The organism is Bilophila sp. (assembly GCF_057864385.1).
Map to the genome: position 1 here is coordinate 32,621 of NZ_DBMAFI010000021.1, position 23,358 is coordinate 55,978.

A 23,358-nucleotide genomic window follows, 5' to 3' on the forward strand; every position below is an offset into this window, starting at 1 on the left:
GGGCCTACCGTTATATGATTGCTCCTCCCTTCCCCCCATGCCCTCCCCCCCGCTCTCATGGTGAAGGGGGAAGGTCACAGTGAGGGGGCGAGCCGCTGAAACCTCTATATATGGGCCGTTTTGCAATTCATTTGCAATCAAATGTACCTAACATGCCGAAATTATACGGTAGTATGTCGGATGTATAATCCTGTTGAGGGGGAATAGGGGGAGGTCAAGGGTGTTTGGAGGTTGATAAGGACGGAAACAGGACGAAAAAAAGGCCAGAGTTGGCAAAAGTGACAACTTTATTTGCAGCTTTCAGGAATTGACTGCAAACTTTATTCTCATTTAAATAAAATCAATTAAAACACTCTTATCAAGTAATGAATAAAGAAAAATAAAAAATATCGGGGTACAGATCATTGCAGCACTTGCCGCTATCCTTTGTTTAAGAGCCTATCACTATATAGAAAACAAAACAAAAGCTGAAAATATTGTAACCTACTCAGATGAAAACAAAACAGACGTACAAGAAAAATACTTATATTTAGCTAAAGAAATAAAAGTATTAGGAGATACAAGAGAAGAACAAATTGATTCATTTTGTGATAATTTAAATATAGCCATCAACAATACACCAATAGAAAAAAGATATGAACTTTTCATAAATATTGTACATATAGGTTTTTGTAGAATAGCCTTACTTGATATAGATATAGAAAAATTAAAACCAATAGAAATTATAACAGAAGGCTTGATGGCCCTTTATTATATCCAAGAAGGGTTACAAAAAGAAAAACAACCTTTTAAACTGGCAATTGTATATTACGCATCAAATAGTTTTAAAGATAAATATCCTCCACTATGGGAATTGAAAACATTTCTTTTAAAAAATGACCAGTTAAAAAGACAATTTGAGAGCGAACAATATAAAAAAGCAATAACTGATATTGAACTAGGTTTAAATTTAAACGAGCTTGCTTTAATTAGAGAAAAAATAAGACTAGCACAAGGATGATATATGCCAGCACTACCGGGATACTACACAACAAAAGAAGCGGCGGAAAGGCTAGGGTACGCATCAACGAGCACTCTAGCGAACAGTTGCCAAGCTGGAAAGATTCCGGCCTATAAAGTAGGTAAAACGTGGTTGATTCCTGAAGCGTGGGTATTGGAACAGGAAAAAATAGGCGCGAATGGTCAAGGGAATCGGGGAGTTGAAAGAAAATAGTAGATACCTACGATTTTAAACTTGACTTTTTAGTTTACATCTACTAGAAAGGAGTCACGCAAGGGAACAAGCCCTAAGCCTGATTCCCTTTCTTTTTACCTTTATTTAGTAGATAAAAACTAAATAATCTTTGACAATCCCGCCCTTGGCTTCTTTGGAACCCTGCACGGCAGGCAACAGCCAAGAATAGAGAAAGAGAACAGATAGGAACAACAAGTTTTTGCTTCCAACACCTTGCCGGATCTCACACTTGCCCAACTGCATACGACAATCAGCCGGGGAACCTATGGACTCTCTGGGATATATCGGCGCATAGCATAAGGAACCATCCGGCAAGGCATGGAGTCAGAAACAAACGAAAAGAGCGATAATTGCCAACCTCTGCAAAAGGAGTTACATTTAATCATGAGATACATCATAACAACCTTTCAAGGCTTAGGAATCGCGCTAGTAGCAACGGCTACCCTACGCCTTCCCGATGTTTCCGGCGTGGGAACATTGATTGGCCTTTGGCTGATTGTTTTTGGTTTTGTACTCCATATGTTAATTGGAGGTGATAAGAAATGACTGCTACTATCCTTTATATCATTATAGGCGTTGTTATGACTTGCGCGGGCGTCGCCGCGTATGTTGCCTATCGCAAGGGTTGGTTAAAGTAACATCCCAATAATAACCGTAGGCAAAAGCCCTTTTGATGTTGTTCAAACGTCAAAAGGGCTTTTCTTTTAGCTTCATCATTGCCACAAGGAAAAACAATATGGACACCTTTACAAAGGCCGATGCGGAAGCGTTGGCGTATTCTTTTGGAACAACCTTACCAGATCAAGAAAACGGTGAATTTCACTTGATCACAACGCAATCAGGTCATACGTGGTGGCTTACGTTTCGGAATGGTGAATATAAGTTGACGGATGCGCTATGATTAAGGAACTTTTCTATATAATCATCAACATTCTATTACTCGGCTTTTTTATCTTCTTGGGGCTTTTCGGAGCCCTTTTTTTGTAACATCAAACAAATGTAAAGGGAAATAAATATGAGCACTTTTCTTTCTGAAATGGAAATTGCGCGCAAGGCATACAACGAAACGGCACTTTTTAACTTTGAGCCTTCCGATACGTTTTATTGGCGCGATATTCTCAAGTATGCAAAGGATGAAGGTTTCGCTAATGACGTTAAGGAATGGCAACGGTTGCCGGGGGAAGAAAAGGAAGACGCATTGATTGCTCTTTATGAAAAGCTGTTGACCGCATACAATGAGGGGATTCTTAGCATTGATACTGTCCTTGTTAAGGATGTTCTTTTAAGCACTGGCGGCCCTGCTTCCGGTATTGAATTTCGCCTGATTGATGGTGGCGATTCATATAAATTTCAAAGTGCTAGATACTGGTATCAGGAATGGTTCACGCCTCGGCAATATTCACCAATCCCAGACGATATAGGCGAAAAGATGTTTCAACATTTTGGGTTTAAATATAAGCAGGAGTAGCCTCTCCTATTGATGTTCATTGTTCAATCATCAAAAAGGCGACTTGTTTATAGCGAGTCGCCTTTTTCATTGGTGGAACAAATATCAACAACAATGGAGTAATAAAATGGATGCCTTTTACACTGAAAACATTGTAACGGAAAAGTACGGTTACAACATGACTATCAACATATATAACGATCCCGATGCACAAAACCCATTTGATGAATGGGACACACTCGGAACACTAGAAACATTTTGCAGCCCTTCAAAGTTTGAATCTTTCCTTGAAGAACTTACACGCTCTAAGGCAGCCTTTGTAACAGGTTCAACACAATATGAAGATTATGTGATATATGCAACACGAGAAACTATCTTCAAAGAGTATAAACGTAAGCGGATGTCTCGCAAATTATGGGAAACAGTTTGTAACTGCCTCTATTCTGAATATAATAATTTAGAAAAATGGCTTAACGGTGAAGTGTTCGGTTTTGTAATTGTAGATATGGAAACCGAAGAAAATATTGAATCTTGTTGGGGTTTCTATGATTTCAATGCTTGTCTTGAATATGCAAAAGAAACAGCGCTTGCATATCGCAAACCAGTACCCGCATGGGCAAAAAACTGGATGCTGTTACCGGGATTAACGGCAGAGCAGATAGGAAACCCCTTTTTGCGTGTTGCGTAAGGTATGAGGTTAGTTATGTGTACATTCTACAATATTGATGTTTCCGATATGACCATACGCCAGATTAACAGGCTCTTTCGTCAGCACGATACCAGCACGTTATGGCCTATCTGCGGACGGTTCAACGCTACAGAAAAGGCTATCAGGCGTTTACGGCGTGCAGGATGCACCTACACAGACAGCCTTGAATATGCCTATGCCCTTGATGCTGAAATAAGCCGTATTGTAAACGGGGAGGTTTAGGGATGGAATTTTTGCTTGTCATTCGTGATGGTGAATGGAAGCCTTGCGCCTATTTTATTGACGGAAAGCGGGTTTCTAAGGATGCCTATAACACAATGGAATATGCCGTTCAAACGCGCGGCGTTGCGGATTGCTTTCTTACGCGCCGCGCCCGCAATGGAAACTGGCATCACAGCTTTTCAGGACGGTTGATATGTTGACATGAACATATCAACACCATTGGAACATCAAAAAGCGGAACAGGTTGAAAATATACGTTGCGTAAAGTAGAATATAATTTAAAAGGGTATTTATATGCTTGATAATAGTGAAGATTGTTTGGGGTATATTAATTCTGTTGTGAAGGATTGTGCTCGTGGAAAGTTTGGTAATAAAGCGGCTATTCATAAGATTAAACGAATAATCGACGCCTATATACATTTAGAAGCGGCTACACATAGATGTTCTGAATGTAAAAATATTATAAAGGAGTTAGAAAAGAGCCTTGAACAAGCTCAATCTGCCTTAATTGACGCCCACAAAGATAACATTGAAGCTGTTAAAGTATTCAATAAAATTATATTTAATTAGTACATATCATTGAAACATCAAAAGGCGGAACACCTCAATATAGTGCAGGTTGTTCCGCCTTTTCATTGTGGCAATGGTATTTTTGAATATGAATATTAAGCAATATGAAAAGGAGATTATCGCATGGGTTACACAGTAGACAAAAAGACCGGGAAGATCATCCTTGTGCATGACGTTACCGTAACGTCAAAGGCCGTAAATCAGCCGGAAACGCAACAACAGCAACATCAACCCGCTGTGGATGCCGCCTTGCCCGCTGTTCCCGCCGCCGCTACCATGCCTCCCGTTTCCGGTACGTTCGTTTTCCCGGTGACGAAACAAAAAGTTCGGACGGTATGGCATGAGGGGAACATCTGGTTTGTGGGAAAGGATGTTGCGGAGTGTTTGGGATACAGCGATCTTGATAAAGCCGTAAGAAATTATTGCAACCATGCGAAAGTGTTAAAACCCGCTAAAATGGCGGGTTTGACCTCCTCTCCTCGCGGCATCAACATTATTCCCGAATCCGACGTTTACCGCCTTGTCATGCGCTCCAAACTCCCCGCCGCCGAACAGTTCCAAACGTGGGTATGCGAGGACGTCTTGCCCTCCATCCGCAAAACGGGCGGGTACGGCCGCGTCGCCCCCGCTTCCCCTGCCGCCAACCCCAAAACCGAAGATCAGCTTATCCTTGAGGCCATGCAGGTATTATTGTCCAGAACCGAAACCCTCAAGGCGGAACTGGCCGAAGCCAAGCCCAAGGCCGATTATTACGACGCCCTTGTTGACAGCCGCGATCTTCTCACGCCTACCGAAGCCGCCAAGCTGTTCGACATGCCCGCCCGCAAGCTCACGGCGTTCCTGCGCGAAAAGCCACACAAATGGCTGTTCAAGGGCTTTGACGGTGCGAACATCCCCATGCAGCCGATCATTGACGCGGGATATATGCAGGTAAAACACCGTACAAGTTCCCTCAATGGGATGCCCTGCACACAAGGCTACTTCACGCCGAAAGGGATTGAGGCATTGAGGAAATTATTGAAGGCATAGGCGGCGGCATCTTAACCCATAAAAGCCGGGAAGGACTATTCCAACCCGGCTTTTCTTTGCCCTTTGGACGCAACATCAAGGGATGAAACGCATGTACGACGAAAACAACGATTATTCGATACCATTACCCGACGAGACTGTCTCGGAAATTATTGAAGAATCAGCAAAGCTCATGGAAGGCATTTATTATGAAGCAGGATATTGAAAGCGGTAAAAGGCTCCCGAACGGGATACGATTATTGCCTAATGGCAAGTATGTGGTCAGTGTGTGCGTCAACTATAAGCGTAGAAGCAGGCAAGCCCGCTCGATAGAAGAAGCTCTGACGGTACGCTCCGAATTATTGAATGAGTTGGAAATGGGCATCGAAGGGAAGCGGCTCCCCGCAAAAAAACGTACCCACCGCGTCGATGACGGCAAAAGGGGCACTTCATGGACGATCGAAGCCGCTCTCGAACGGACGAGCACCATGTACTGGCACGAAGGGCAAGGAGGCAGCGAATGCGCCATACGCAACGCCAAAGAAGTGTGTGCGTTCTTCGGCCCCCGTACACGGCTGGATGAAATCGATCCCGACTGGATTGACGATTATGCTGAATACCTTTCCCGAAAAGGCAATTCCGGCAGCACCATCAACCGCAAGCTGTCTTCGCTGTCCCGCATGATGACGACAGCCTACGAACGGGGCAAGCTCAAATGGCTCCCCAAGATGCCGCGCCGCCCCGAAGGAAGCCACCGCGTCTGTTTCCTCACGGTCGAAGAAGAACGCACGGCCCTTCGCATTATTGACCAGCTTGACTATACGGAACATGGACAGGCGTTTCTCGTCCTCCTCTATACGGGATGCCGCTGCGGGGAACTGTGGCGTCTTGAGTGCCGCGACGTCGATCTTGAGCTTGGGACAATCACCTTTTGGAAAACCAAAAACGGGCATCCGCGTACCATCCCCATCGTGGATACCATCCGCCCGATTATCGAGTACCGCATGGAACTGGTAGGGGGAACCGGGAAACTCTTTCCCAAAGGTTCCTCCGAATGGTTCAGGCGTCTTTGGGATAAGCTCCGGGTTCAAATGGGCCGTGAAGACGATCCTCAGTTCGTACCCCACATGCTTCGCCACACCTGCGCCACCCGCCTCGCACAATCGGGAGAGAATGCCCTGATCATCAAGGAATGGATGGGCCATACCAACCTGCAAACAACCGTGCGCTACACCCACCTTATGCCGAAGAACCTCATGACGGCAGCGCAATTTCTCAGCAACATGGCGAAAAAATAAGAAGAAGCAAGGGGAATCGTGTGAGGGGAGGAGTATTTGCAATTATCGTCTTTTGGGGCTACGGACGATGCAAAGCACCTGAATATGCAGTTATATGCAAATGAAAACAACTTGTAACCAACTAAAAACAAACGATAACCATAAAAAGTTCCTCTTAAAATCCGGTTTGCCGGGAAGCCTCGGCCTTGCGTTCAGGTTCTGCCGTGCACGAAGAAAATGCAACGTGAGGCGGCACAAAGGAAAAAAAGGGGGCTTACCGCCGCGCGTGGATACAGTTTGTTGATACAAAAAGGGGCGGCCTTACAGCCGTCCCTTTTGACATGTGCGATGGCGGAACGCGGCTTCTGACGGAGCGCACATATAGATAGGGAGAAGGTTGGGGGCGTACACAATGATGCAGGCAACGGCCCGCGCTTCTTCCCGTCATGGCTGTACTGAAGGAAAGGCGGGCTGGAAAGAACGCATGGCCAGCGGAGGGAAAGGACGCGCGAGGACGCCATTGGGAAGGCCCCACGCTTCCGGCCCGGCAGAAGCAGGCTATCCGCCCCAACCTCCAGCCTCCCCCGGAACAGCCGGGCTCCGGCATGTCCCCAGGCTTCTGGATGGCGTCGGCTTCAGAATATTTCCCCAAAAACCGCGTGTTATTTGGGCTGTGCCATAGGAAACGGCTGACGCTTTTTTAAAAGGCTGTGGCATAAAAACGGTTAATGCTTTTTTCCTTGAAACTCCAAAGGGATAACCGGAAAAATGCCTTGGCTATGGATTCCGCCAAGGGAAAGCTGAAGAAAAAGGCTGTATTTTCATCGCGCTGTGGAGATGGAACAACCGCATGCCATAACGGAGCCTTTTGAGATTCCAAAGAAATAACCAATAAAACGCCCCCAACCATGGAGCCCACCAGCGGAAAAATCGGAGAAAAAATATCTATTTTTCAGCATATTGCGAGACAAAATAACCATATGCCATGACAGGGCCTTTATGTTCAAGGAGCAGCCAAAAGGCCCTGACAGTAGGATATGACTGTTTCACCTCCGCAGCATGGTGAAAAACAGCCTTTTTCTCCAGTTTTTCCGTCGGCGTGCCTTATGGCTGGGGCCTGTTGCCGTTTATCCCTTTGGAACTTCAAAAAAACGTCAGCCGTTTCCTATGGCACAGCCAACCAAAACCATTCAAGAGGTACGCCCGCCTTCCGCAACGTACCGCGCAATCACGGCAAGGAAGGCGTCGCCGTATTGCGCCAGCTTCCTTTCCCCAACCCCGGCGATGCCGAGCATGGCCTCGCGGCTGTCCGGCTTTCCTGCCGCCATTTCCCGCAGGGCACGGTCATGGAATACCACATACGGCGGCACCTGCGCGGCTTCCGCCAGCCTGCGGCGTTCCGCGCGCAGGAGCTGGAACAGCGTATCGTCCACATCCACACTCTGCGCCGTCCCGTCACGTTCCGCCCGGTTTCGGCGGGCGCGCGTTTCCACGATCCGCAGGGCACGGAATGGGGCGCCCCGCAGCGTCCCCCACCCGGCTTCGGTAACACGCAGATATGGATATTCTTCACCTTCCACGGCAACCAGCCCCTGACGGATCAGGGCATCGATCAAGTATTTCCAGAAACGGCGCGTCCGATCCTTGCCCACGCCATAGGTGGGCAGATGCTGAAAGCCGGTTTCCCGGATGCGGCGGTTATCCGCCCCCATCAGGATGTCCATGATGAGCACCCGCCCGAAGCGGCACCCGCTTCTCACCATTGCGGAGAGCGCCTTCTGCGCCTCGATGGTGTAATCTTCCTCCTGTATCTCCCCGGTGCATACGTCGCACCCTCCGCAATTGGGCTCCGCGAAATCTTCCCCGAAATACGCCAGCAGCGCCTTGCGGCGGCACTGGTTGCGTTCCGCATACTCCAGCATGGCGTAGGCGTGTTTTTCCGCAATGCCCCTCTGCCCTTCATCCTCGGTCTGACGCGCGAAATAGAGCAGCTGCGCCATATCCGCCGCACTGTAAAGCAACAGGCAGTGCGCGGGATCGCCGTCACGCCCGGCCCGGCCCGTTTCCTGATAATAGCCCTCCACGTTTTTCGGCAGGTCGAGATGCACCACAAAACGCACGTCGGGCTTGTCGATGCCCATGCCGAAGGCCACCGTCGCCACCACAACGGGGCACTCGTCCCGCCGAAAGGCCTCCTGCACGCGCATACGCTCAGCATCGGGCAAACCGGCATGATAAGCCTCGGCCTTCACGCCTTTTTTCTGGAGGAATGCGGCGGTCTCTTCAACTTTCCGGCGCGTGGCCCGGTAGACGATGCCCGATTCCCCTGCGTGCTCGCCAAGGAATGAAAGCAGCTGGGCATGGGGCTCCTCTTTGGGCAGAACATGATAGAAAAGGTTCGGGCGGTCGAACGAAGCCCGGATCAGCCGGGGCTCCCGCAGGCCGAGCCGGGAAAGGATGTCGCGCTCCACCTCAGGCGTGGCCGTGGCCGTGAACGCCGCCACCGGGCACTGGGGGAAGCGTTCGACAAGCCCGGAAAGCGCCAGATAATCCGGGCGGAAATCGTGCCCCCACTGGGAAATGCAGTGCGCCTCGTCAATGGCGAAGAAAGAGACGGGCCATGAGGCCAGCGCGTCCCAGAAGCCGGGCGCGCTCAGGCGTTCGGGCGAAATGTACAGCAAGTCCAGCCCGCCGGAGGCCAGCGCCTCCCGCACGGCCCTGTGCCCGCCGGGGGACAGCGAGCTGTTGAGCGCGGCGGCCCGCAACCCATTGGCGCAGGCGGCATCCACCTGATCCTTCATCAGCGAGATCAGCGGGCTGATCACCACGCATACGCCATCCATCAAATATGACGGCAACTGAAAGCACAGGCTTTTCCCCCCGCCCGTGGGCATGATGGAAAGCGAGTCATGCCCGCCGAGAATCCCCTTTACAATCTCAAGCTGATGCGGACGGAAGGCCGTATAACCAAATATCCGGGCCAGCGCCCCATACAGTTCGGCATCGCCCCATCCCCCTGTCCTGCCATGTCCCATCATGCCTCTCCTTGCCGTTATTGGAAAACAGCCCGTCCACCAACCTTCCGCACCAAAACGCAAGCCCATGCCGCGCGCCCTTCCCGCCCTCCACGGCCAGGCCCGGCATACGCTTCCCGCCTGCATCCCTCCCCACGGCAGGGCTGAGCGCCTTTGGAGGAGCGGAGAAGAAAGCCTCCGGCCCTCCCCTTTGCCGCTAGCCCCTACGCCCGTTCCCGCAACATCTGGCCGACGCTCAGGAACACGGAGGACGCCGCGTCCCGGACCTCCGGCGCGGCATTGGCTACGGCATAGCCGCTGAAATGGCGGATCATGGGGAGGTCATTCATATCATCGCCGATGACGAGCACTTCCTTGGCTTCGCCCCAGCGCCGCAGCTCAAGCAGGCGTGCCATGCCCGCGGCCTTGCTCACGTCCGGGGCGGTGATGTCGATGCAGATATTGCTGAAATGCACGCCCGCATTCCCCCCGCAATCTTCCGCAAGGGCTTCAGACCACGCCGCCGATTCGCCGGGTTCGGCGTAGGCGAGGCTGATCTGATGCAGTCCGGGCATACGCAGGGCCTCCGAGGGGGAAAGCCGGGGGAGCACATGATCTTTAAGGATCCAATAGTCCGTCTTATCCGCGTGGGTAAAAATGGACGTCCCCGCGAAGAACGCGCACTGCGAACTTGCCCGCATACCCGGATGATCCATGATTTCGGCGCGCACCGGCTCAGGCAGGGCCGCGCAATACACATCCTGCGCCTGTTCGTCACAGATCATCGCGCCGTTATTGCAGATCAAAAAATCGTAGGGGATGTTGAACCGCTTCACGTCGCGCAGGAGCGTGTTCCGGCCCCGGCCCGTCACGATCCCGAAAGCGTTCCCCAAACGCCTCCAGCCCGCTATGGCCTCAAGATCGGCTTCGCTCACCACACCGTCGCGGAACAGGGTTCCGTCAAAATCGCAGGCCGCTATCTTCATGCGCTTCCTCCTCCCCAACCTCTATAGCCGAACCCAGTCCCACGCAACCCCGGAAACCGGGACGAGTACAGGGGCTCCGCCCCTGGAACCCCGGCAGAGGCGCTGCCTCTGCACTCCGCAAGGGGCGAGCCGCCCCTTGACCCGGCAGCGCGTTTGCTTCGGCGGCAAGCCGCCAAAGCAAACGCTTAGCGGGGTAATGGAGGCTACGGGGACATCTCTACTTTATACGGCCCAAAGGAACTTTTTCAAAAGGCTGTATCATGGGAAGTGTTGATGCTTTTTTCCTTGAAACTCCAAAGGAATAACTAATAAAATGCCCCAACCATGAATTCCGCCAACGGAAAACGGGATAAAAAGGAGGTATTTTCAGCGTGCTGTGGAGATAAAACAACCACATGCTATGCAAGGCCTTTCAAAAACATACCGGAACGAACTCCTTACGCACAGCCTCCCCATCAGTCAAACGTCTTGGGAAGATGAAGGGATTGTGGAAATATACTGGCACACCTAATGACAAGGGCACATACAAAAGGCGCTGTCGTAGTATGCGGTTGTTCTATCTCCACAAGACGGTGAAAATACAGCCTTTTTATCCAGTTTTTTTCATTAACGGAATCCATACTAAGATATCTTGTTGGGTTATTCCTTTGAAGTTTCAAGGAATAAAGCATCAGCCGTTTCCTATGGCACAGCCATACAAAAATCCGGCTACCGCTCTGGGCGATCCGCACCATTCCCCAATTACCCCAAAAATGCCGCCCATTCCCCACCTGAGATGGGGGATTCGATAAAATCAAAAGCCTTGTGAAGATGGGGGATTATGGAAATATACTGATTACACCTAACGACAAGGCCACATACAAAAGGTTCTGTCACAGTATGTAGTTGTTTCATCTCCACAGCGCGGTGAAAATGCAGCCTTTTTATCCAGTTTTTCCATTAACGGAATCCATAGCTAAGATATGTTGTCGGTTTATTCCTTTGAAGTTTCAAGGAATAAAACATCAGCCGTTTCCTATGGCACAGCCATACAAAAATCCGGTGCCGCTCCGGGCAATTCACGCCATTCCCCAATCCCCCTCCCCCCAAAAATGCCGTCCATTCCCCCGCCTGAGATAAGGGATTCGATAAAGTCAAAAGTCTTGGGAAGAGGAGGGGTGGGTTTGGGAGGGGAGGAGGAAGCCTTTCTTCAGAAAGGTTCCTCCTCCCCTCCCAATCTCTTCTCTCCCAATCCTCTATCCAACCTCCCTCCTCCCCGCTGTTGACTTTTGCGGCAGACCCCATATCCTCCGGTAACCTTCTGCCGATGCCCCGTGCCGGCGGACATCTTCGCTCCTTTTCGGGTACGCCATGCAACTGCGCATCAAACTTTACGATTTGATCCTAGCCTTCTCCAATGCGCTGGATCAGGTGCATCCGGCGCTGACCGGGCACCACATGCGGGTGGGGTTCCTGCTCGACAGGCTGTCCGAACGCCTCGGCCTTTCCGCCGGGGAGCGCGAACGGCTTTTCCTTGCCGGGATCATGCACGATGTGGGGGTCATTCCCCTGAAAACCAGCGCGGAAGACCTCATCTTCGAGCGCGAGCGATACCTCCATCCCCAAGCGGGCTGCCTGTTCCTGCAAAGCTGCCCCACGCTGGCCGAAGAAGCCGAGCGGGTGCGCTTCCACCATATGTATTGGGAAAAGGCGTGCGACAGGGGGAGCGCCGCCCGTGAGGGCAGCCTCATCAATATCGCGGATCGCGTGGATGTGAATCTGCGCGCCAAAAAGGATTTCAGGGAGGCCGTGGAAGATGCGGAACGCAAGGTGCGCCAGCGCCGCCCCGGTGTCCACTCGCCCGATCACGCCGAGGCCATGCTGGACATCCTGCACGATGAGGAAACGCTCAGGGGCCTCGCCGGGGCGCACAGGCACCTTCCCGGCCCCTTCCGGCGGCGCTACGGCGACAGGCTCCTTGAGCCTCAGGAAATCATTCAGTTCAGTACCCTTTTCGGGCACGTCATCGACTCGTGCAGCCCCTTTACCGCCACCCATTCCACGGGCGTGGCCCATACCGCCGCAGCGCTCGGACGGCTGGCGGGCATCGGGCGGGACGACCTCGACACGCTGTTCGTCGCGGGCATGCTCCACGACATCGGGAAACTCGGCATCCCGCTGTCGCTGCTCGAAAAGCCCGGCAAGCTGACCGACGAGGAATTCCCCAAGATGAAACGCCACGTCGACCTCAGCCGCCTGTGGCTGGACGCCGTGCCCGGCTTCGGGCTTGTGAGCGCCTGGGGCGGGGGCCACCACGAACGGATGGACGGCAGGGGCTACCCGCTGGGCCTGAAGGACAGGGAACTCCCCATCCCCGCGCGGATCATGGCTATTGCGGACGTGTTCACGGCGCTTACCGAAGACAGGCCCTACCGTGCGGGCATGACGCCGCCCGAAGCCCTGCGCATTATGCAGGACATGGTGAAGCAGGGGCATCTTGACGGCGATCTGGTCGGGATGCTGTGCGGCCACGCCGAAGAGCTTAATACCGTCCGGGCATCCACGCAGGCGGAGGCGAGGCAAGGCTTCCGGGCCCTGCACGCCGCCTGTGCCGAGCCCGACGCGCTCTTGCTGGATTAGGCATTTGATATTAGTCAGTTGGACACGGCGGATCTGCCGGTGACGGGTTCGCCTTGCGGGAAGGGCGTGGATGATGCCCGGATGCGGGGGCGGGCTTCCTGCGGGTACGCGTCCTGCCGCGGCGGAGGCATTCCGGGCGGTCGGCGAGCGTCCCGTGGGCGGGGTTTCCGGCCCTGTTCCCGGCCTCATCGCCGGACGGCAGCCCCAAACGACGGCTTCGGGCGACGGCTTTTGAAGGCGGGCCTTCCGGCAAAGCCCGTTCCGGGGGCATCGTTGCCGCCGAAAGGCCCTCAGGACACTCAAACAAACGAGCAGGACTATGCCGCTGCCTCAAATCCGCATCGTCAGCATTTCCCCTTACCCGGAAATGGAAAGGATCGTGCAGGACGTCATCGCGGCCCATCCCCAGCGCGGGCGCATCGACAACCGCATCATCACCGCAACCGTGGACAGGCTCGATCTCTCGGAGCTGCGCGACTGCGACGCCGTCATCGCCCGCGGCTATTCCGCCCGGCGGCTGAAGGCGCAGGGGCTGGGCGTCCCCATCATCGACATCGCCATTTCCGGCTACGACGTCATCCGCTCCATTCAGGAGTGCCAGCGCCGTTTCCAGCCGCGCCGCATCGGTTTCGTCGGCTTTTACAACGCGTTCAACGGCATCGAACAGTTTTCCGGCATGTTCGGCTGCGGCATCCGCGTCTACATCCCGGAATGCGCGGCGGAGATCCGGCACGCGCTGGAGCTGGCCAAGCAGGACGGCTGCGACGTCATCGTCGGCGGCTATTCCGTACAGCAGGACGCGGGGCTTCTGGGCCTTCCCGCCATCCTGCTGCGCACGGGCCGGGAAACCTATGCGCAGTCGCTGGAGGAAGCCATCCGGGCGGTCACTCTTGTCCAGCACGAGCGCATCCAGACCGAGGCCTATAAAATCATCACGGAGTCGGTGAAGGACGGCCTTCTCTACGTGGACGCCTCCGGGATCATCCGACGGGACAACCCCGCCGCCTGCCTCATGCGCGACGCCCCGCTCAAGGACGTGCCCCTCGAAACGGCCTTCCCCTGCATGATGGACAGCTTCACCCGGTCGATGCGCGACTGTACGGAAATACAAGGCGAAATCCGCAAGGTGCGCGGCGTGTCCATCACCTTCGACTGTACGCCGGTAGCCATCAACGGGGTCGCGGCGGGCGTCGTCATCAGCTTCCAGAACGTGGACAAAGTCCAGCAACTCGAAGGGCATATCCGCAAGAAACTGAGCAACAGGGGGCTGACCGCCAAGCACCAGCTTTCGGACATCGTACATTGCAGCCGGCTCATCGACGAGACCATAGAGGATGCCTGCCGCTACGCCGCGGCCTCGTCCAACATCCTGATCGTGGGCGAGACGGGGACGGGCAAGGAGCTGTTCGCGCAGGGCATCCACAACGCCAGCCAGCGCCGCAACGGGCCCTTCGTAGCCATCAACTGCGCGGCCCTGCCCGAAAACCTGCTTGAAAGCGAACTCTTCGGCTATGTGGAAGGCGCATTCACCGGGACGACGCGCGGCGGCAAGATGGGGCTTTTTGAAGTGGCCCACAACGGGACGCTGTTCCTCGATGAAATATCCGAAATCCCGCTGAACATGCAGAGCAAGCTCCTGCGCGTGCTCCAAGAGCACGAAGTCCGGCGCATCGGCGACGACCGGGTGATCGCCGTGGACGTGCGCATCATCTCGGCGACCAACGTCAACCTCCACAAGCTCGTCGCCGCCAGACGCTTCCGGCAGGATCTGCTCTACCGCCTCGACGTGTTGAAAATCACGATCCCGCCCCTGCGCCGCAGGGGGGAGGACGTCATCGAGCTGTTCCACTTTTTCCTCAAGAAATTCTGCTGGAAGAACCGCGAAGCCCTGCCGAAGGTCGAACCGGACTCCCTCCGCCTGCTCCGGGAATACCCGTTCGCGGGCAACGCGCGGGAACTGCGCAACGTCGTGGAGCGGGCCGCCGTCCTGCGCCGCAACCGGGCCGTCCTGACCTCGGCGGATCTCAACAGGGCCCTGTACCCGGAGGACATTGAGGAGGTGCCGCCGCCCCTGCTTCCGGCGGCGCCCGCCCCCTTCCCCCCGGAGGCCGTATACGGCACCATGCCGGACGGCGAAAAGGACAGGCTGTTCGAGGCCCTGCGCGCATGCGGCGGGAACCGAACCCAAGCGGCCCGGAGGCTCGGCATAGACCGTACCACGCTGTGGCGCAAGCTACAGAAATATATCGAGAAGTAGGCTTGGCATCCAAGCGTGTGCCCTCTGGGGGCACACGGCAACAACCGCCCCATCCCCCCGGAGGCCGCATACGGCACCATGCCGGACGGCGAAAAGGACAGGCTGTTCGAGGCCCTGCGCGCATGTGGAGGAAATTAAACCCGTGCCGCCCGCGGCCTGAGCATGGATCGAACCACACTGTGACGCAACATCCAGAAATATATACAGAAATAACCTTTACATTCAACAGGTTGCCCTTTTGGGCGCAAGGCCGCCGCTGCAACGTGTTGCTGCATATATGTTGCAACGATCCGTTGCATACGTATTCCGCTGCAACAGCCCGCCGCCCCCATCCCCGCCGTCCTGCGGGCGTGCGACATTCCCGTCCCTACCACTTTGTTTGAACAATCAAACGTCCCCCAGGGGGCCGCCGATGTTTGCCAAATCCATCCGGCGGCCCCGGAAGGCGCGCGCCCGACGCACCGCAGGAACAGCTCTGGCACCGAACTTGCTAAATAACGCCCGGAGAGAATACCTGTTCTATTATTGCGGAGGAGATAGAAATGTCGAGCGCTTATGTATTGATAGCCTTTGCCGTCTGTATCTTGCTGATGATACTATTCATCTCAAAATGGAAGATCCACCCCGTCACCAGCATTCTGGTCGCAACCATCATCCTTGCCATCTCCATAGGAACCCCGTGGGACAAGATTGAAGGCATCATCAACAAGGGCATGTCGGACACGCTGAAGAGCATCGCCATCGTCATCGTGCTCGGATGCATCCTCGGCAAAGTCCTTGAAGAGACGGGAGCCGCCGTCAGCATCACCAAGGCGACCGTCAAGCTCTTCGGTGAAAAGCGCGTGCTCTGGGCCATCCTGCTGGCTTCGGGCATCCTCGGCATCCCGATCTGGGCCGACACCGTGGTCATCCTGCTCATCCCCATCGTGTCCAACCTTGCCCTCCAGACCAACAAGTCCATGATGTCCTACGGCACGGCCTTATACATGGGCGCGCTCGTCACCGCCTCGCTGGTGCCGCCGACCCCCGGCCCCGTGGCCGCCGCCGCGCTGCTCCACCTGCCGCTCAGCGACGCGATCATGTGGGGCGTCATCATTTCGATCCCCTCCATCTTCGCCGCCGGGCTGTACTGCCTCACCCTCAAGGAGCCCGTGGCCCCGCAGGACGAATACATCAAGTCCGCCGAAGCCTCGAAGGATAAGCCCCTGCCCTCGGTGGGCACCTCCCTCGCCCCCATCGTCCTGCCGCTGGTGCTCATCTTCCTAAACACGGGCATCAACGCCATGTTCCCGGATACCGCCGTTGCGAAGGTCTTCAAGTTCATCGGTTCGCCGCTCGCCGCGCTCCTTGCGGGCTGCCTGTTCTCGCTGGTGCTCACCGGCGCCGAATGGCGCTCCAAGAAGGTCATGAACGACTGGGTGGAATCCGCCCTGCGCTCCTCCGCCATGCCCATCATGGTCACCGCCATGGGCGGCGCGCTCGCCGCGTTCATCAAGAATGCGGGCGTCGCCAACGCCGTGGCCGAAACCGTGGTGCAGTTCAGCATCCCCGGCATCATCATCCCGATCCTCATCGCCGCGCTCATTCACGTCATCACCGGCTCCAACGCCCTCGGCGTCATGACCGCCGCGGCCCTCGTCGAGCCCATGCTCGGCGCGCTCGGCATCTCGCCGCTCGCCGCCTTCCTCGCCTGCGGCACGGGCGCGCTCATGTTCAAGCACGCCAACTCCTCCGGCTTCTGGGTGACCGTCACCATGTCCAACATGGACATCCGGCAGGGCATCCGGGCGGTCGGCGGCGGCTCCACGGTAGCCGGCTTCACCGGCGCGGCCCTCACGGTCATCCTGCACTTCGCCGGCATCATCTAAACCAATGGGCGGGCCCGGCTGCCTCCCCCCGGCGGCCGGTTTCCCCCAATGCGCCATGCAAGGCCGCATGGCATGGGAAAGGCGGGAACGCATCAAAACCGTCCCCGCCTCTTTCCGTCATAAAGGAACGGACATGGAAACTTTCGTCACCAAGGCCGCCCGCCTCAACGGGCCCCGCGACATCGAGCTTATCGAGCGCGAACTTGTCTGCGGCGAGGACGACATCATCGTCAAGAACCACCTCATGGGCATCTGCGGTTCCGACAAGAACTTCTACCGCGGCTACCTGCCCCCGAAAACCGCCGAATTCCGGCAGGACCCCAAATTCCCCTTCCTGCTGGGGCACGAGAGCGGCGGCACGGTCGTCGCCGTGGGCAGCCGCGTAGCCGACTACAAGGTCGGGGACAAGGTCATGGCCTTCGGCTGGAACAACAACTTCGCCGAATACTTCGCCGCCAAGTCCTTCCAGCTCCAGCCCGTGCCCTATGATCTCGACATGGACATCGCCTCGCTGGGCGAGCCCATCTCCTGCGCCATGTATTCCGGCCTGAACAGCGGGGTGCAGCTTGGGGACACCGTGGTGGTCATGGGCGGCGGCTTCGCCGGGCAGATCATCGCCCAGTGCGCCAAGCGCAAGGGCGCGCACCGCGTCGTCGTGGTGGACGTGCTTGAGGGCAAGCTGGCCCTCGCCCGCAGCCTCGGCGCGGATGTCACCCTCAACCCCGGACAGGAAGACGTCATCGAGGCCGTCAAGGATCTGACCAACGGCCTCGGCGCGGATGTGGTGGTCGAAGCCGCCGGGACAGCCGAATCCTTCAACACCGCCAGCGAGATCATCAAACACAACGGCAAGTTCGTGTTCTACAGCTGGGTCACCACCCCGGTGACGCTGAACATCAGCCGCTGGCACGACGACGGGCTGGAATTCATCAACACCTGCCTCGTCCACCATACGTGGCAACAGCGCTATGTCTGGTGCCCGGAAGCCCTGCGCCCGGTGGCCCAGGGGCTCGTCGAGGTCAGGCCGCTCATCACCGACGAATTCAAGCTGGACGACATCAAGGCCGGGTTCGACCTCGCGGACAAGGACGACGCCGCCATCAAGATCGTATTCAGGCCGTAACCGGACGTAACCGAGCCATAACAGGGCCGCCGATCCTGCCTCCCCGGAAGGGGATCGCGCGGCCTTGCCGGAAGGCCCCAGCGTACCCGCCTGCGGGCGCGCCGTGCAAGGAAGACCAAGGAAAAGACAATGATTACCTGCCCTGACTGCGAAACAGGCCGGAACCTGCTTGCCGGAGCCTGCCGCTCCGTCTTCCAGCGCGGCCTGACCGGCGGTTCCGCCGGAAACATGAGCCTGCGGGTCGAGGGGGGCATCCTCGCCACGCCCACGGGCATCCCCTTCGGCGAGCTGACGCCTGAAAGCCTTTCCCTGCTGGACGAAACGGGCGCCCTCGTCAGCGGCCCCAAGGCCACCAAGGAAGCGCCGTTCCACCTCGCATGGTACAAGGCCAACCCCGCTCACCTCGCGGTGGTGCATCTGCATTCGCCGTGGGCCGTAGCCGTCTCCTGCCTGTCGGATCTCGACCCCGGCGACCCCCTGCCGCCGCTGACGCCCTACCAGCTCATGAAGCTGGGGCATCTTGCGGTCGCGCCGTATGCGAAACCCGGATCGGCGGAACTGTGCGCGGGCGTCGCCCGCCTCGCCCCCGGACGCACGGCCCTGCTGATGGCCAACCACGGCTCCATCACCGGCGGCGCGAGCCTGACCAAGGCGCTGGACGCGGCTGAGGAGCTGGAAGCCACCTGCCGCCTTTACCTGACGCTGCGGGGCCTGCCCGTGCGCTGCCTGACCCCGGAACAGGCCGCCGAACTTCTTCCCCCCAAAGGAGCCTGATCCCATGACTGCCGTTCTTGGCTGCATCGCCGACGATTTCACCGGCGGCACCGACCTTGCCGAAACCCTGAGCCGCAACGGGATGCGCACCATCCAGCTCCTGGGGGTGCCGGATCCCGCGCTGGCCTCGGAAGCCGCCGCACAGGCCGATGCGCTGGTCGTGGCCCTGAAGATCCGCACCGTCCCCGTCGAAGAGGCCGTCAGCCAGGCCCTCGCCGCGCTCGAAGCCCTGCGCGCCGCGGGCTGCCGCCAGTTCTTCTGGAAATACTGCTCCACCTTCGACTCCACCCCCAAGGGCAACATCGGCCCGGTGGCGGAGGCCCTGCTCCAGGCCCTCGGCGGCGACCGCGCGGTCGTCTGCCCCTCCTTCCCCGAAAACAGGCGGACGGTCTATCAGGGCTACCTTTTCGTGGGCGACAGGCTGCTGCATGAAACCTCCATGCGCAGCCATCCGCTGACGCCCATGACCGACGCGAACCTTATCCGGCTCATGGACGCCCAGTCTTCACGCAAAAGCGGGCTGATCCCGCTGGAAACCGTCCGGGAAGGCGTCGAAGCCGTCAAAGCCCGGATGGACGGGCTTGCGGCGCAAGGCACGCCGTGGCTCGTCTGCGACGCGCTTTCCGACGCGGATCTGCGGGCCATCGGCGCGGCCTGCGCCGGGCACGCGCTGGTCACGGGCGGCAGCGGCGTGGCCCGCGGGCTCGGCGTCAACTTCGGCATCGGCGCGGACGGCCCCGTGCCCCCGGCCCCCGTCAACGCGCCGGGCCTCGCGCTCGTGCTCGCCGGGAGCTGTTCGCAGGCGACGCAGGCGCAGGTGGCGCGGTTCACGCGGCAGCGCCCCGGCTTTGCCCTCGATCCGCTGGCCCTTGCCGAGGATCACGGCGGGTACGTCGCCGAGGCCGTCGCCTTCGCCCGCAGGCACTGCCCGGACGGGCCGTGCATCGTCTACTCCACGGCCTCCCCGGACAGGGTCGCCGCGACGCAGGCCCGTTTCGGCAGGGAAGCCGCCGGAGCCATGATCGAGCGGGCGCTTGCCGACATCGCCGCCGCGCTGGTGGAAACCGGCGTCAGGCGCATCCTCGTGGCGGGGGGCGAAACCTCCGGCGCGGTCGTGTCCCGCCTTGGCGTGCGGGCGCTGCGCATCGGCGAAACCATCGCGCCCGGCGTGCCGTGGACGGAAACGCTGCACGACCCGGCCCAACCCGACGCCCCGCACCTTGCCCTTGCCCTCAAGTCGGGCAATTTCGGCGGCGAAGACTTTTTCATGCAGGCGCTCGGCCTTCTCGCAAACGCCGACTGACCGCGGCTGGCCGGACTGGCCGCGGCTGGCCGCGAAAGTCCCCCCTCCGCCCGGAGCGCGCCGCGCTCCCGCCGGGGCCTGCTTTTCATCCGCAACCACAGGGAGTCAATCATGTTCTACGAATCGCTGTTCAATCCGTCCATCCACCGCCCGGTCAAGGCATGCCTCACGGGCGCCGGCGAATTCGGCGCGTCCTTCCTCTTCCAGGCGCAGGGGATGCCCCTGCTCGAAGTCCCCGCCGTGTGCACGCGCACCGTGCAGCGTGCGGTGGACGCCTATGAAAACGCGGGCATCCCCGCCTCCAAAGTCCGCGTGTGCGAATCCGCCGAAGACGCGAAAAAGGCCTATGCCGACGGCTTCAACGTCGTCGTGGATCGGTTTGACTACATCGCGGATCTCCCCCTCGACGTGTTGGTGGAAAGCTCCGGCGCGCCCGAAGCCAGCGCCGCCGCCGCCGAGCTCGCCATTGAGCGCGGCATGCACGTCGTCATGGTTTCCAAGGAAACCGACTCCGTCGTCGGCTCCATCCTGGCGCGCAAGGCGGCGGAACGCGGCCTCGTCTACACCACCGGCGACGGCGACCAGCCCAGCCTGCTCATCGGGCTCATCAGCTGGGGCCGCGTCCTCGGCATGAACATCGTGGGCGCGGGCAAGTCCAGCGAATACGACTTCATCTATGATCCCGCGCGCGACATGGTGCTGTGCCCCGGCCAGAAGCAGGAAATCGCCACTCCCGGCATGGGCTCGCTGTGGCAGTTCGGCGACCGCCCGGCGGAAGAGGTCGTCGGCAAGCGCCGCGCCATGCTCACCTCGCTCTCGCACCGTTCCGTGCCTGACCTCTGCGAAATGGCGGTGGTCGCCAACGCCACGGGCATGATGCCGGATCGCCCGCTCTTCCACGCGCCGGTGGCCCGCATCGACGAAATGCCCGATCTCTTCTGCCCCAAGGCCGACGGCGGCCTGTTCGACGCGCCGGGGCGCCTCGACATCTTCAACTGCTTCCGCCGCCCCGACGAGGCGAGCATGGCGGGCGGCGTCTTCATCGTCGTGGAATGCAAAGATAAAAAATCGTGGCAGGTGCTCAAGGCCAAGGGGCACCCGTGCAGCCGCAACGACCGCTATGCCGCGCTGTACCATCCCGCCCACCTGCTCGGCGTGGAAACCGGTACCAGCGTCCTCGCGGCGGCCCTCATGAAGCACGCCACCGGCGGCGACAACCTGCGTCCGCTGTGCGACCTGTGCGGGCGCGCCGTGCGCGACCTGCCCAAGGGAACCGTCCTTGACATGGGCGGCCACCACCACACCATCGACGGCGTGGAAGGCGTCCTCAACCCCGCCGCCGCCATCGGCCCGGATGCGGCCCTGCCCTTCTACCTGCTCAGCCACCGGACGCTGTGCAGGGATGTCCCCGCCGGGAAGCTGATCACCCTCGGCGACCTCGACATGCCCGAAGAGTCCACGCTGCTCCGCCTGCGCCGCGAACAGGACAAGGCATTCGGCCTCGTGAAATAACCGGCGGATACCCGCCTTCAGGGAGGCGGCAAAGGTGCCGCCCCCTTTCCCAAAGACAGACGGGATCGCCCGACAACAATCTGACGATAGACGCTCTCCTCTGCCTTTCCCCAAAAACAGATGGGATCGCCCCTTGCCGGGGTGATCCCGTTTGTCTTTCAGGGCCCTGCCGCCTAAAGGCTGATGGCCTCCGCCTTGGAAAGCCCAATAAAGAGAGAGAGAGAGAGAGAGAGAGAGAGAGAGAGAGAGAGAGAGAGAGACGGCCTGCCTTGCCCAGCGCATCCGCCGGAAAGCGCGCAATGGCCCCTGCCCCCACAACGTCCGCCTGTCCCCCGGCGGGGGGATGAGGGCAGCCAAGCCATCCACGGGCTTGCGGGGCCATCCCCGTCCCCCCGGCGGATTCGGTAATATTGGGGAAAGGCGGAACCCTGAATCCCCACGTCCTCCCCCGCCTAAAAGCCCCGCGTGTTCCGGCACGGAATCATGCGTGCCGGACAAGGCGCAGGGGCACCCCTTCCGTGCTCCGGGCCGCGAGAAAGGCCTTGAACGCCTCCAGACGTTCCTCCGTATAGGGTTCGGCGCCGCAGGGGTACGCCCGTCCGAGCTGGCGGTACTTGCCCTCCCCATAACGGTGGTAGGGCAGCAGTTCCACGCCCGCGATGTCGGCCCCTCGTGCCGCTTCCTCCCGCAGCATGGCGAAAGCCGCCTCCAGCCCGGCGGGATCGTCGTTCAGGTCGGGGATCAGCGGTATTCGGATCAGAACCTTTTTGCCCATGCGGAACAGCCCGCGCAGGTTGTCCAGAATCCGCCGATTGCCCGCGCCCGTAAGCCGCCTGTGCGCCTCGTCGTCCATATGCTTGATGTCGTAGAGGAACAAATCCACATGCGGGGCCAGCTCCCGGAATGTTTCCCAGTCCGCCATCCCGCAGGTTTCGAGGGCCGTATGCACGCCGTCGCCGCGGCAGGCCATGAGCACCTCGCGGGCGAACGCCGCCTGCATGGTCGCCTCCCCGCCGCTCAGCGTCACCCCGCCCCCGGACTGCCAATAAAACGGGGCGTCCCGCATGACGGCATCCACGACTTCGCCCACGCTCATGGATCTGCCGCTCACCCGCAGCGCCCCGTTTGGGCACTCGTCCGCGCACGCCCCGCACCCCCGGCAGGAAGCGGCCCTCTCCACAAGATGGGCCGTGCCGGACGATCCGGCCCTCAGGCTGTGGAGCCCTTCAGGGCACGCCGGGACGCATGCCCCGCACGCCGAACAGCGTTCGGGCTCGAACAGGATTTCCGGGCGCGGGGACTGGCTCTCAGGATTGGAACACCACCCGCAGCGCAGGGGGCACCCCTTGAGGAACACCAGCGTGCGCGTCCCCGGCCCGTCGTGGATGGAATACCTCTGCATATTGAAGACAATCCCGCGCATACCGCCCCCGGC

Annotated in this window: 23 protein-coding genes; 19 read left to right on the forward strand and 4 right to left on the reverse strand. The window is 58.0% G+C overall.

All coding sequences use genetic code 11. The features are described from left to right. Positions 1-739: 739 nt before the first annotated feature. The 10 genes from ACZM8Y_RS08720 to ACZM8Y_RS08765 all read left to right on the forward strand — a co-directional run bounded on the left by ACZM8Y_RS08720 (position 740) and on the right by ACZM8Y_RS08765 (position 6,488). Positions 740-1,000 carry a hypothetical protein gene (locus ACZM8Y_RS08720; RefSeq protein WP_487473678.1) on the forward strand — a complete coding sequence of 87 codons (261 nt, stop codon included), beginning with the start codon at positions 740-742 and terminating at the stop codon, positions 998-1,000. 3 nt (positions 1,001-1,003) lie between these two features. After that, entirely contained in the window at positions 1,004-1,213 is a 210-nt protein-coding gene (locus ACZM8Y_RS08725) for a helix-turn-helix domain-containing protein (protein ID WP_482334198.1), read from the forward strand. A gap of 339 nt (positions 1,214-1,552) precedes the next feature. After that, positions 1,553-1,780 carry a hypothetical protein gene (locus ACZM8Y_RS08730; protein ID WP_486850113.1) on the forward strand — a complete coding sequence of 76 codons (228 nt, stop codon included), beginning with the start codon at positions 1,553-1,555 and terminating at the stop codon, positions 1,778-1,780. Between the two features lie 190 nt (positions 1,781-1,970). Then, positions 1,971-2,135 (forward strand): hypothetical protein, encoded by a 165-nt coding sequence (locus tag ACZM8Y_RS08735; RefSeq protein ID WP_482334196.1) that lies wholly within the window; start codon positions 1,971-1,973, stop codon positions 2,133-2,135. Positions 2,136-2,249: 114 nt separating this feature from the next. Continuing rightward, positions 2,250-2,702, forward strand: coding sequence for a hypothetical protein (locus tag ACZM8Y_RS08740; protein ID WP_482334194.1), 453 nt, complete (start codon positions 2,250-2,252; stop codon positions 2,700-2,702). 43 nt (positions 2,703-2,745) lie between these two features. After that, positions 2,746-3,369, forward strand: coding sequence for a hypothetical protein (locus ACZM8Y_RS08745; RefSeq protein ID WP_489501707.1), 624 nt, complete (start codon positions 2,746-2,748; stop codon positions 3,367-3,369). Between the two features lie 245 nt (positions 3,370-3,614). After that, positions 3,615-3,812 (forward strand): hypothetical protein, encoded by a 198-nt coding sequence (locus tag ACZM8Y_RS08750; RefSeq protein ID WP_302552249.1) that lies wholly within the window; start codon positions 3,615-3,617, stop codon positions 3,810-3,812. A 94-nt stretch (positions 3,813-3,906) separates the two neighbouring features. After that, positions 3,907-4,182 carry a hypothetical protein gene (locus tag ACZM8Y_RS08755; RefSeq protein WP_482334190.1) on the forward strand — a complete coding sequence of 92 codons (276 nt, stop codon included), beginning with the start codon at positions 3,907-3,909 and terminating at the stop codon, positions 4,180-4,182. A 123-nt stretch (positions 4,183-4,305) separates the two neighbouring features. Beyond that, positions 4,306-5,211: a BRO family protein gene (locus tag ACZM8Y_RS08760; protein ID WP_482334187.1), complete on the forward strand. Its 906-nt coding sequence runs from the start codon at positions 4,306-4,308 to the stop codon at positions 5,209-5,211. A 188-nt stretch (positions 5,212-5,399) separates the two neighbouring features. Beyond that, on the forward strand, positions 5,400-6,488 hold the full coding sequence (locus ACZM8Y_RS08765) for a tyrosine-type recombinase/integrase (protein ID WP_337431302.1): 1,089 nt from the start codon (positions 5,400-5,402) through the stop codon (positions 6,486-6,488). A 679-nt stretch (positions 6,489-7,167) separates the two neighbouring features. On the opposite strand, the gene ACZM8Y_RS08770 is transcribed toward ACZM8Y_RS08765, so the two are convergent. From ACZM8Y_RS08770 to ACZM8Y_RS08780, 3 genes are all read right to left on the reverse strand, one after another. Further along, a complete protein-coding gene (locus ACZM8Y_RS08770; RefSeq protein ID WP_337431303.1) occupies positions 7,168-7,377 on the reverse strand; it encodes a hypothetical protein in 210 nt (69 codons plus the stop codon). 280 nt (positions 7,378-7,657) lie between these two features. Continuing rightward, the gene (gene recQ / locus ACZM8Y_RS08775) at positions 7,658-9,505 is read right to left on the reverse strand and encodes a DNA helicase RecQ (protein ID WP_482334184.1); all 1,848 of its coding nucleotides are present in this window, start codon (positions 9,503-9,505) and stop codon (positions 7,658-7,660) included. A 200-nt stretch (positions 9,506-9,705) separates the two neighbouring features. Next, on the reverse strand, positions 9,706-10,467 hold the full coding sequence (locus ACZM8Y_RS08780) for an HAD family hydrolase (RefSeq protein WP_308771207.1): 762 nt from the start codon (positions 10,465-10,467) through the stop codon (positions 9,706-9,708). 1,350 nt (positions 10,468-11,817) lie between these two features. Here ACZM8Y_RS08780 and ACZM8Y_RS08785 point away from each other — a divergent pair. From ACZM8Y_RS08785 to ACZM8Y_RS08825, 9 genes are all read left to right on the forward strand, one after another. Then, entirely contained in the window at positions 11,818-13,086 is a 1,269-nt protein-coding gene (locus ACZM8Y_RS08785) for an HD-GYP domain-containing protein (protein WP_482332740.1), read from the forward strand. Between the two features lie 70 nt (positions 13,087-13,156). Next, positions 13,157-13,321: a hypothetical protein gene (locus ACZM8Y_RS08790; protein ID WP_482332734.1), complete on the forward strand. Its 165-nt coding sequence runs from the start codon at positions 13,157-13,159 to the stop codon at positions 13,319-13,321. An 84-nt stretch (positions 13,322-13,405) separates the two neighbouring features. Then, positions 13,406-15,343 carry a sigma 54-interacting transcriptional regulator gene (locus tag ACZM8Y_RS08795; RefSeq protein WP_482332728.1) on the forward strand — a complete coding sequence of 646 codons (1,938 nt, stop codon included), beginning with the start codon at positions 13,406-13,408 and terminating at the stop codon, positions 15,341-15,343. A gap of 542 nt (positions 15,344-15,885) precedes the next feature. Further along, positions 15,886-17,211, forward strand: coding sequence for a GntP family permease (locus tag ACZM8Y_RS08800; protein ID WP_308770695.1), 1,326 nt, complete (start codon positions 15,886-15,888; stop codon positions 17,209-17,211). Positions 17,212-17,344: 133 nt separating this feature from the next. After that, positions 17,345-18,334 (forward strand): zinc-dependent alcohol dehydrogenase, encoded by a 990-nt coding sequence (locus ACZM8Y_RS08805; protein ID WP_482332720.1) that lies wholly within the window; start codon positions 17,345-17,347, stop codon positions 18,332-18,334. A gap of 129 nt (positions 18,335-18,463) precedes the next feature. Further along, positions 18,464-19,108 carry a class II aldolase/adducin family protein gene (locus tag ACZM8Y_RS08810; RefSeq protein ID WP_479859903.1) on the forward strand — a complete coding sequence of 215 codons (645 nt, stop codon included), beginning with the start codon at positions 18,464-18,466 and terminating at the stop codon, positions 19,106-19,108. Positions 19,109-19,112: 4 nt separating this feature from the next. Further along, positions 19,113-20,411 (forward strand): 3-oxo-tetronate kinase, encoded by a 1,299-nt coding sequence (gene otnK / locus ACZM8Y_RS08815; RefSeq protein ID WP_482332710.1) that lies wholly within the window; start codon positions 19,113-19,115, stop codon positions 20,409-20,411. Positions 20,412-20,522: 111 nt separating this feature from the next. Further along, entirely contained in the window at positions 20,523-21,923 is a 1,401-nt protein-coding gene (locus tag ACZM8Y_RS08820; RefSeq protein ID WP_308770691.1) for an NAD(P)H-dependent oxidoreductase, read from the forward strand. A 183-nt stretch (positions 21,924-22,106) separates the two neighbouring features. Beyond that, entirely contained in the window at positions 22,107-22,331 is a 225-nt protein-coding gene (locus tag ACZM8Y_RS08825) for a hypothetical protein (protein WP_489501708.1), read from the forward strand. A 73-nt stretch (positions 22,332-22,404) separates the two neighbouring features. Here ACZM8Y_RS08825 and ACZM8Y_RS08830 read toward each other — a convergent pair whose 3' ends face one another. Continuing rightward, a complete protein-coding gene (locus ACZM8Y_RS08830; protein ID WP_482332700.1) occupies positions 22,405-23,346 on the reverse strand; it encodes a glycyl-radical enzyme activating protein in 942 nt (313 codons plus the stop codon). Positions 23,347-23,358: the final 12 nt, after the last annotated feature.

What these genes read in the sequence shown, in the direction of transcription:
- ACZM8Y_RS08720 (WP_487473678.1), top strand. Translation starts at nt 740, where the DNA reads ATGGCCCTTTATTATATCCAAGAAGGGTTACAAAAAGAAAAACAACCT.
- ACZM8Y_RS08725 (WP_482334198.1), top strand. Translation starts at nt 1,004, where the DNA reads ATGCCAGCACTACCGGGATACTACACAACAAAAGAAGCGGCGGAAAGG.
- ACZM8Y_RS08730 (WP_486850113.1), top strand. Translation starts at nt 1,553, where the DNA reads ATGGAGTCAGAAACAAACGAAAAGAGCGATAATTGCCAACCTCTGCAA.
- ACZM8Y_RS08735 (WP_482334196.1), top strand. Translation starts at nt 1,971, where the DNA reads ATGGACACCTTTACAAAGGCCGATGCGGAAGCGTTGGCGTATTCTTTT.
- ACZM8Y_RS08740 (WP_482334194.1), top strand. Translation starts at nt 2,250, where the DNA reads ATGAGCACTTTTCTTTCTGAAATGGAAATTGCGCGCAAGGCATACAAC.
- ACZM8Y_RS08750 (WP_302552249.1), top strand. Translation starts at nt 3,615, where the DNA reads ATGGAATTTTTGCTTGTCATTCGTGATGGTGAATGGAAGCCTTGCGCC.
- ACZM8Y_RS08755 (WP_482334190.1), top strand. Translation starts at nt 3,907, where the DNA reads ATGCTTGATAATAGTGAAGATTGTTTGGGGTATATTAATTCTGTTGTG.
- ACZM8Y_RS08760 (WP_482334187.1), top strand. Translation starts at nt 4,306, where the DNA reads ATGGGTTACACAGTAGACAAAAAGACCGGGAAGATCATCCTTGTGCAT.
- ACZM8Y_RS08765 (WP_337431302.1), top strand. Translation starts at nt 5,400, where the DNA reads ATGAAGCAGGATATTGAAAGCGGTAAAAGGCTCCCGAACGGGATACGA.
- ACZM8Y_RS08770 (WP_337431303.1), bottom strand. Translation starts at nt 7,377, where the DNA reads ATGGTTGGGGGCGTTTTATTGGTTATTTCTTTGGAATCTCAAAAGGCT.
- recQ (WP_482334184.1), bottom strand. Translation starts at nt 9,505, where the DNA reads ATGATGGGACATGGCAGGACAGGGGGATGGGGCGATGCCGAACTGTAT.
- ACZM8Y_RS08780 (WP_308771207.1), bottom strand. Translation starts at nt 10,467, where the DNA reads ATGAAGATAGCGGCCTGCGATTTTGACGGAACCCTGTTCCGCGACGGT.
- ACZM8Y_RS08785 (WP_482332740.1), top strand. Translation starts at nt 11,818, where the DNA reads ATGCAACTGCGCATCAAACTTTACGATTTGATCCTAGCCTTCTCCAAT.
- ACZM8Y_RS08790 (WP_482332734.1), top strand. Translation starts at nt 13,157, where the DNA reads ATGATGCCCGGATGCGGGGGCGGGCTTCCTGCGGGTACGCGTCCTGCC.
- ACZM8Y_RS08795 (WP_482332728.1), top strand. Translation starts at nt 13,406, where the DNA reads ATGCCGCTGCCTCAAATCCGCATCGTCAGCATTTCCCCTTACCCGGAA.
- ACZM8Y_RS08800 (WP_308770695.1), top strand. Translation starts at nt 15,886, where the DNA reads ATGTCGAGCGCTTATGTATTGATAGCCTTTGCCGTCTGTATCTTGCTG.
- ACZM8Y_RS08805 (WP_482332720.1), top strand. Translation starts at nt 17,345, where the DNA reads ATGGAAACTTTCGTCACCAAGGCCGCCCGCCTCAACGGGCCCCGCGAC.
- ACZM8Y_RS08810 (WP_479859903.1), top strand. Translation starts at nt 18,464, where the DNA reads ATGATTACCTGCCCTGACTGCGAAACAGGCCGGAACCTGCTTGCCGGA.
- otnK (WP_482332710.1), top strand. Translation starts at nt 19,113, where the DNA reads ATGACTGCCGTTCTTGGCTGCATCGCCGACGATTTCACCGGCGGCACC.
- ACZM8Y_RS08820 (WP_308770691.1), top strand. Translation starts at nt 20,523, where the DNA reads ATGTTCTACGAATCGCTGTTCAATCCGTCCATCCACCGCCCGGTCAAG.
- ACZM8Y_RS08825 (WP_489501708.1), top strand. Translation starts at nt 22,107, where the DNA reads ATGGCCTCCGCCTTGGAAAGCCCAATAAAGAGAGAGAGAGAGAGAGAG.
- ACZM8Y_RS08830 (WP_482332700.1), bottom strand. Translation starts at nt 23,346, where the DNA reads ATGCGCGGGATTGTCTTCAATATGCAGAGGTATTCCATCCACGACGGG.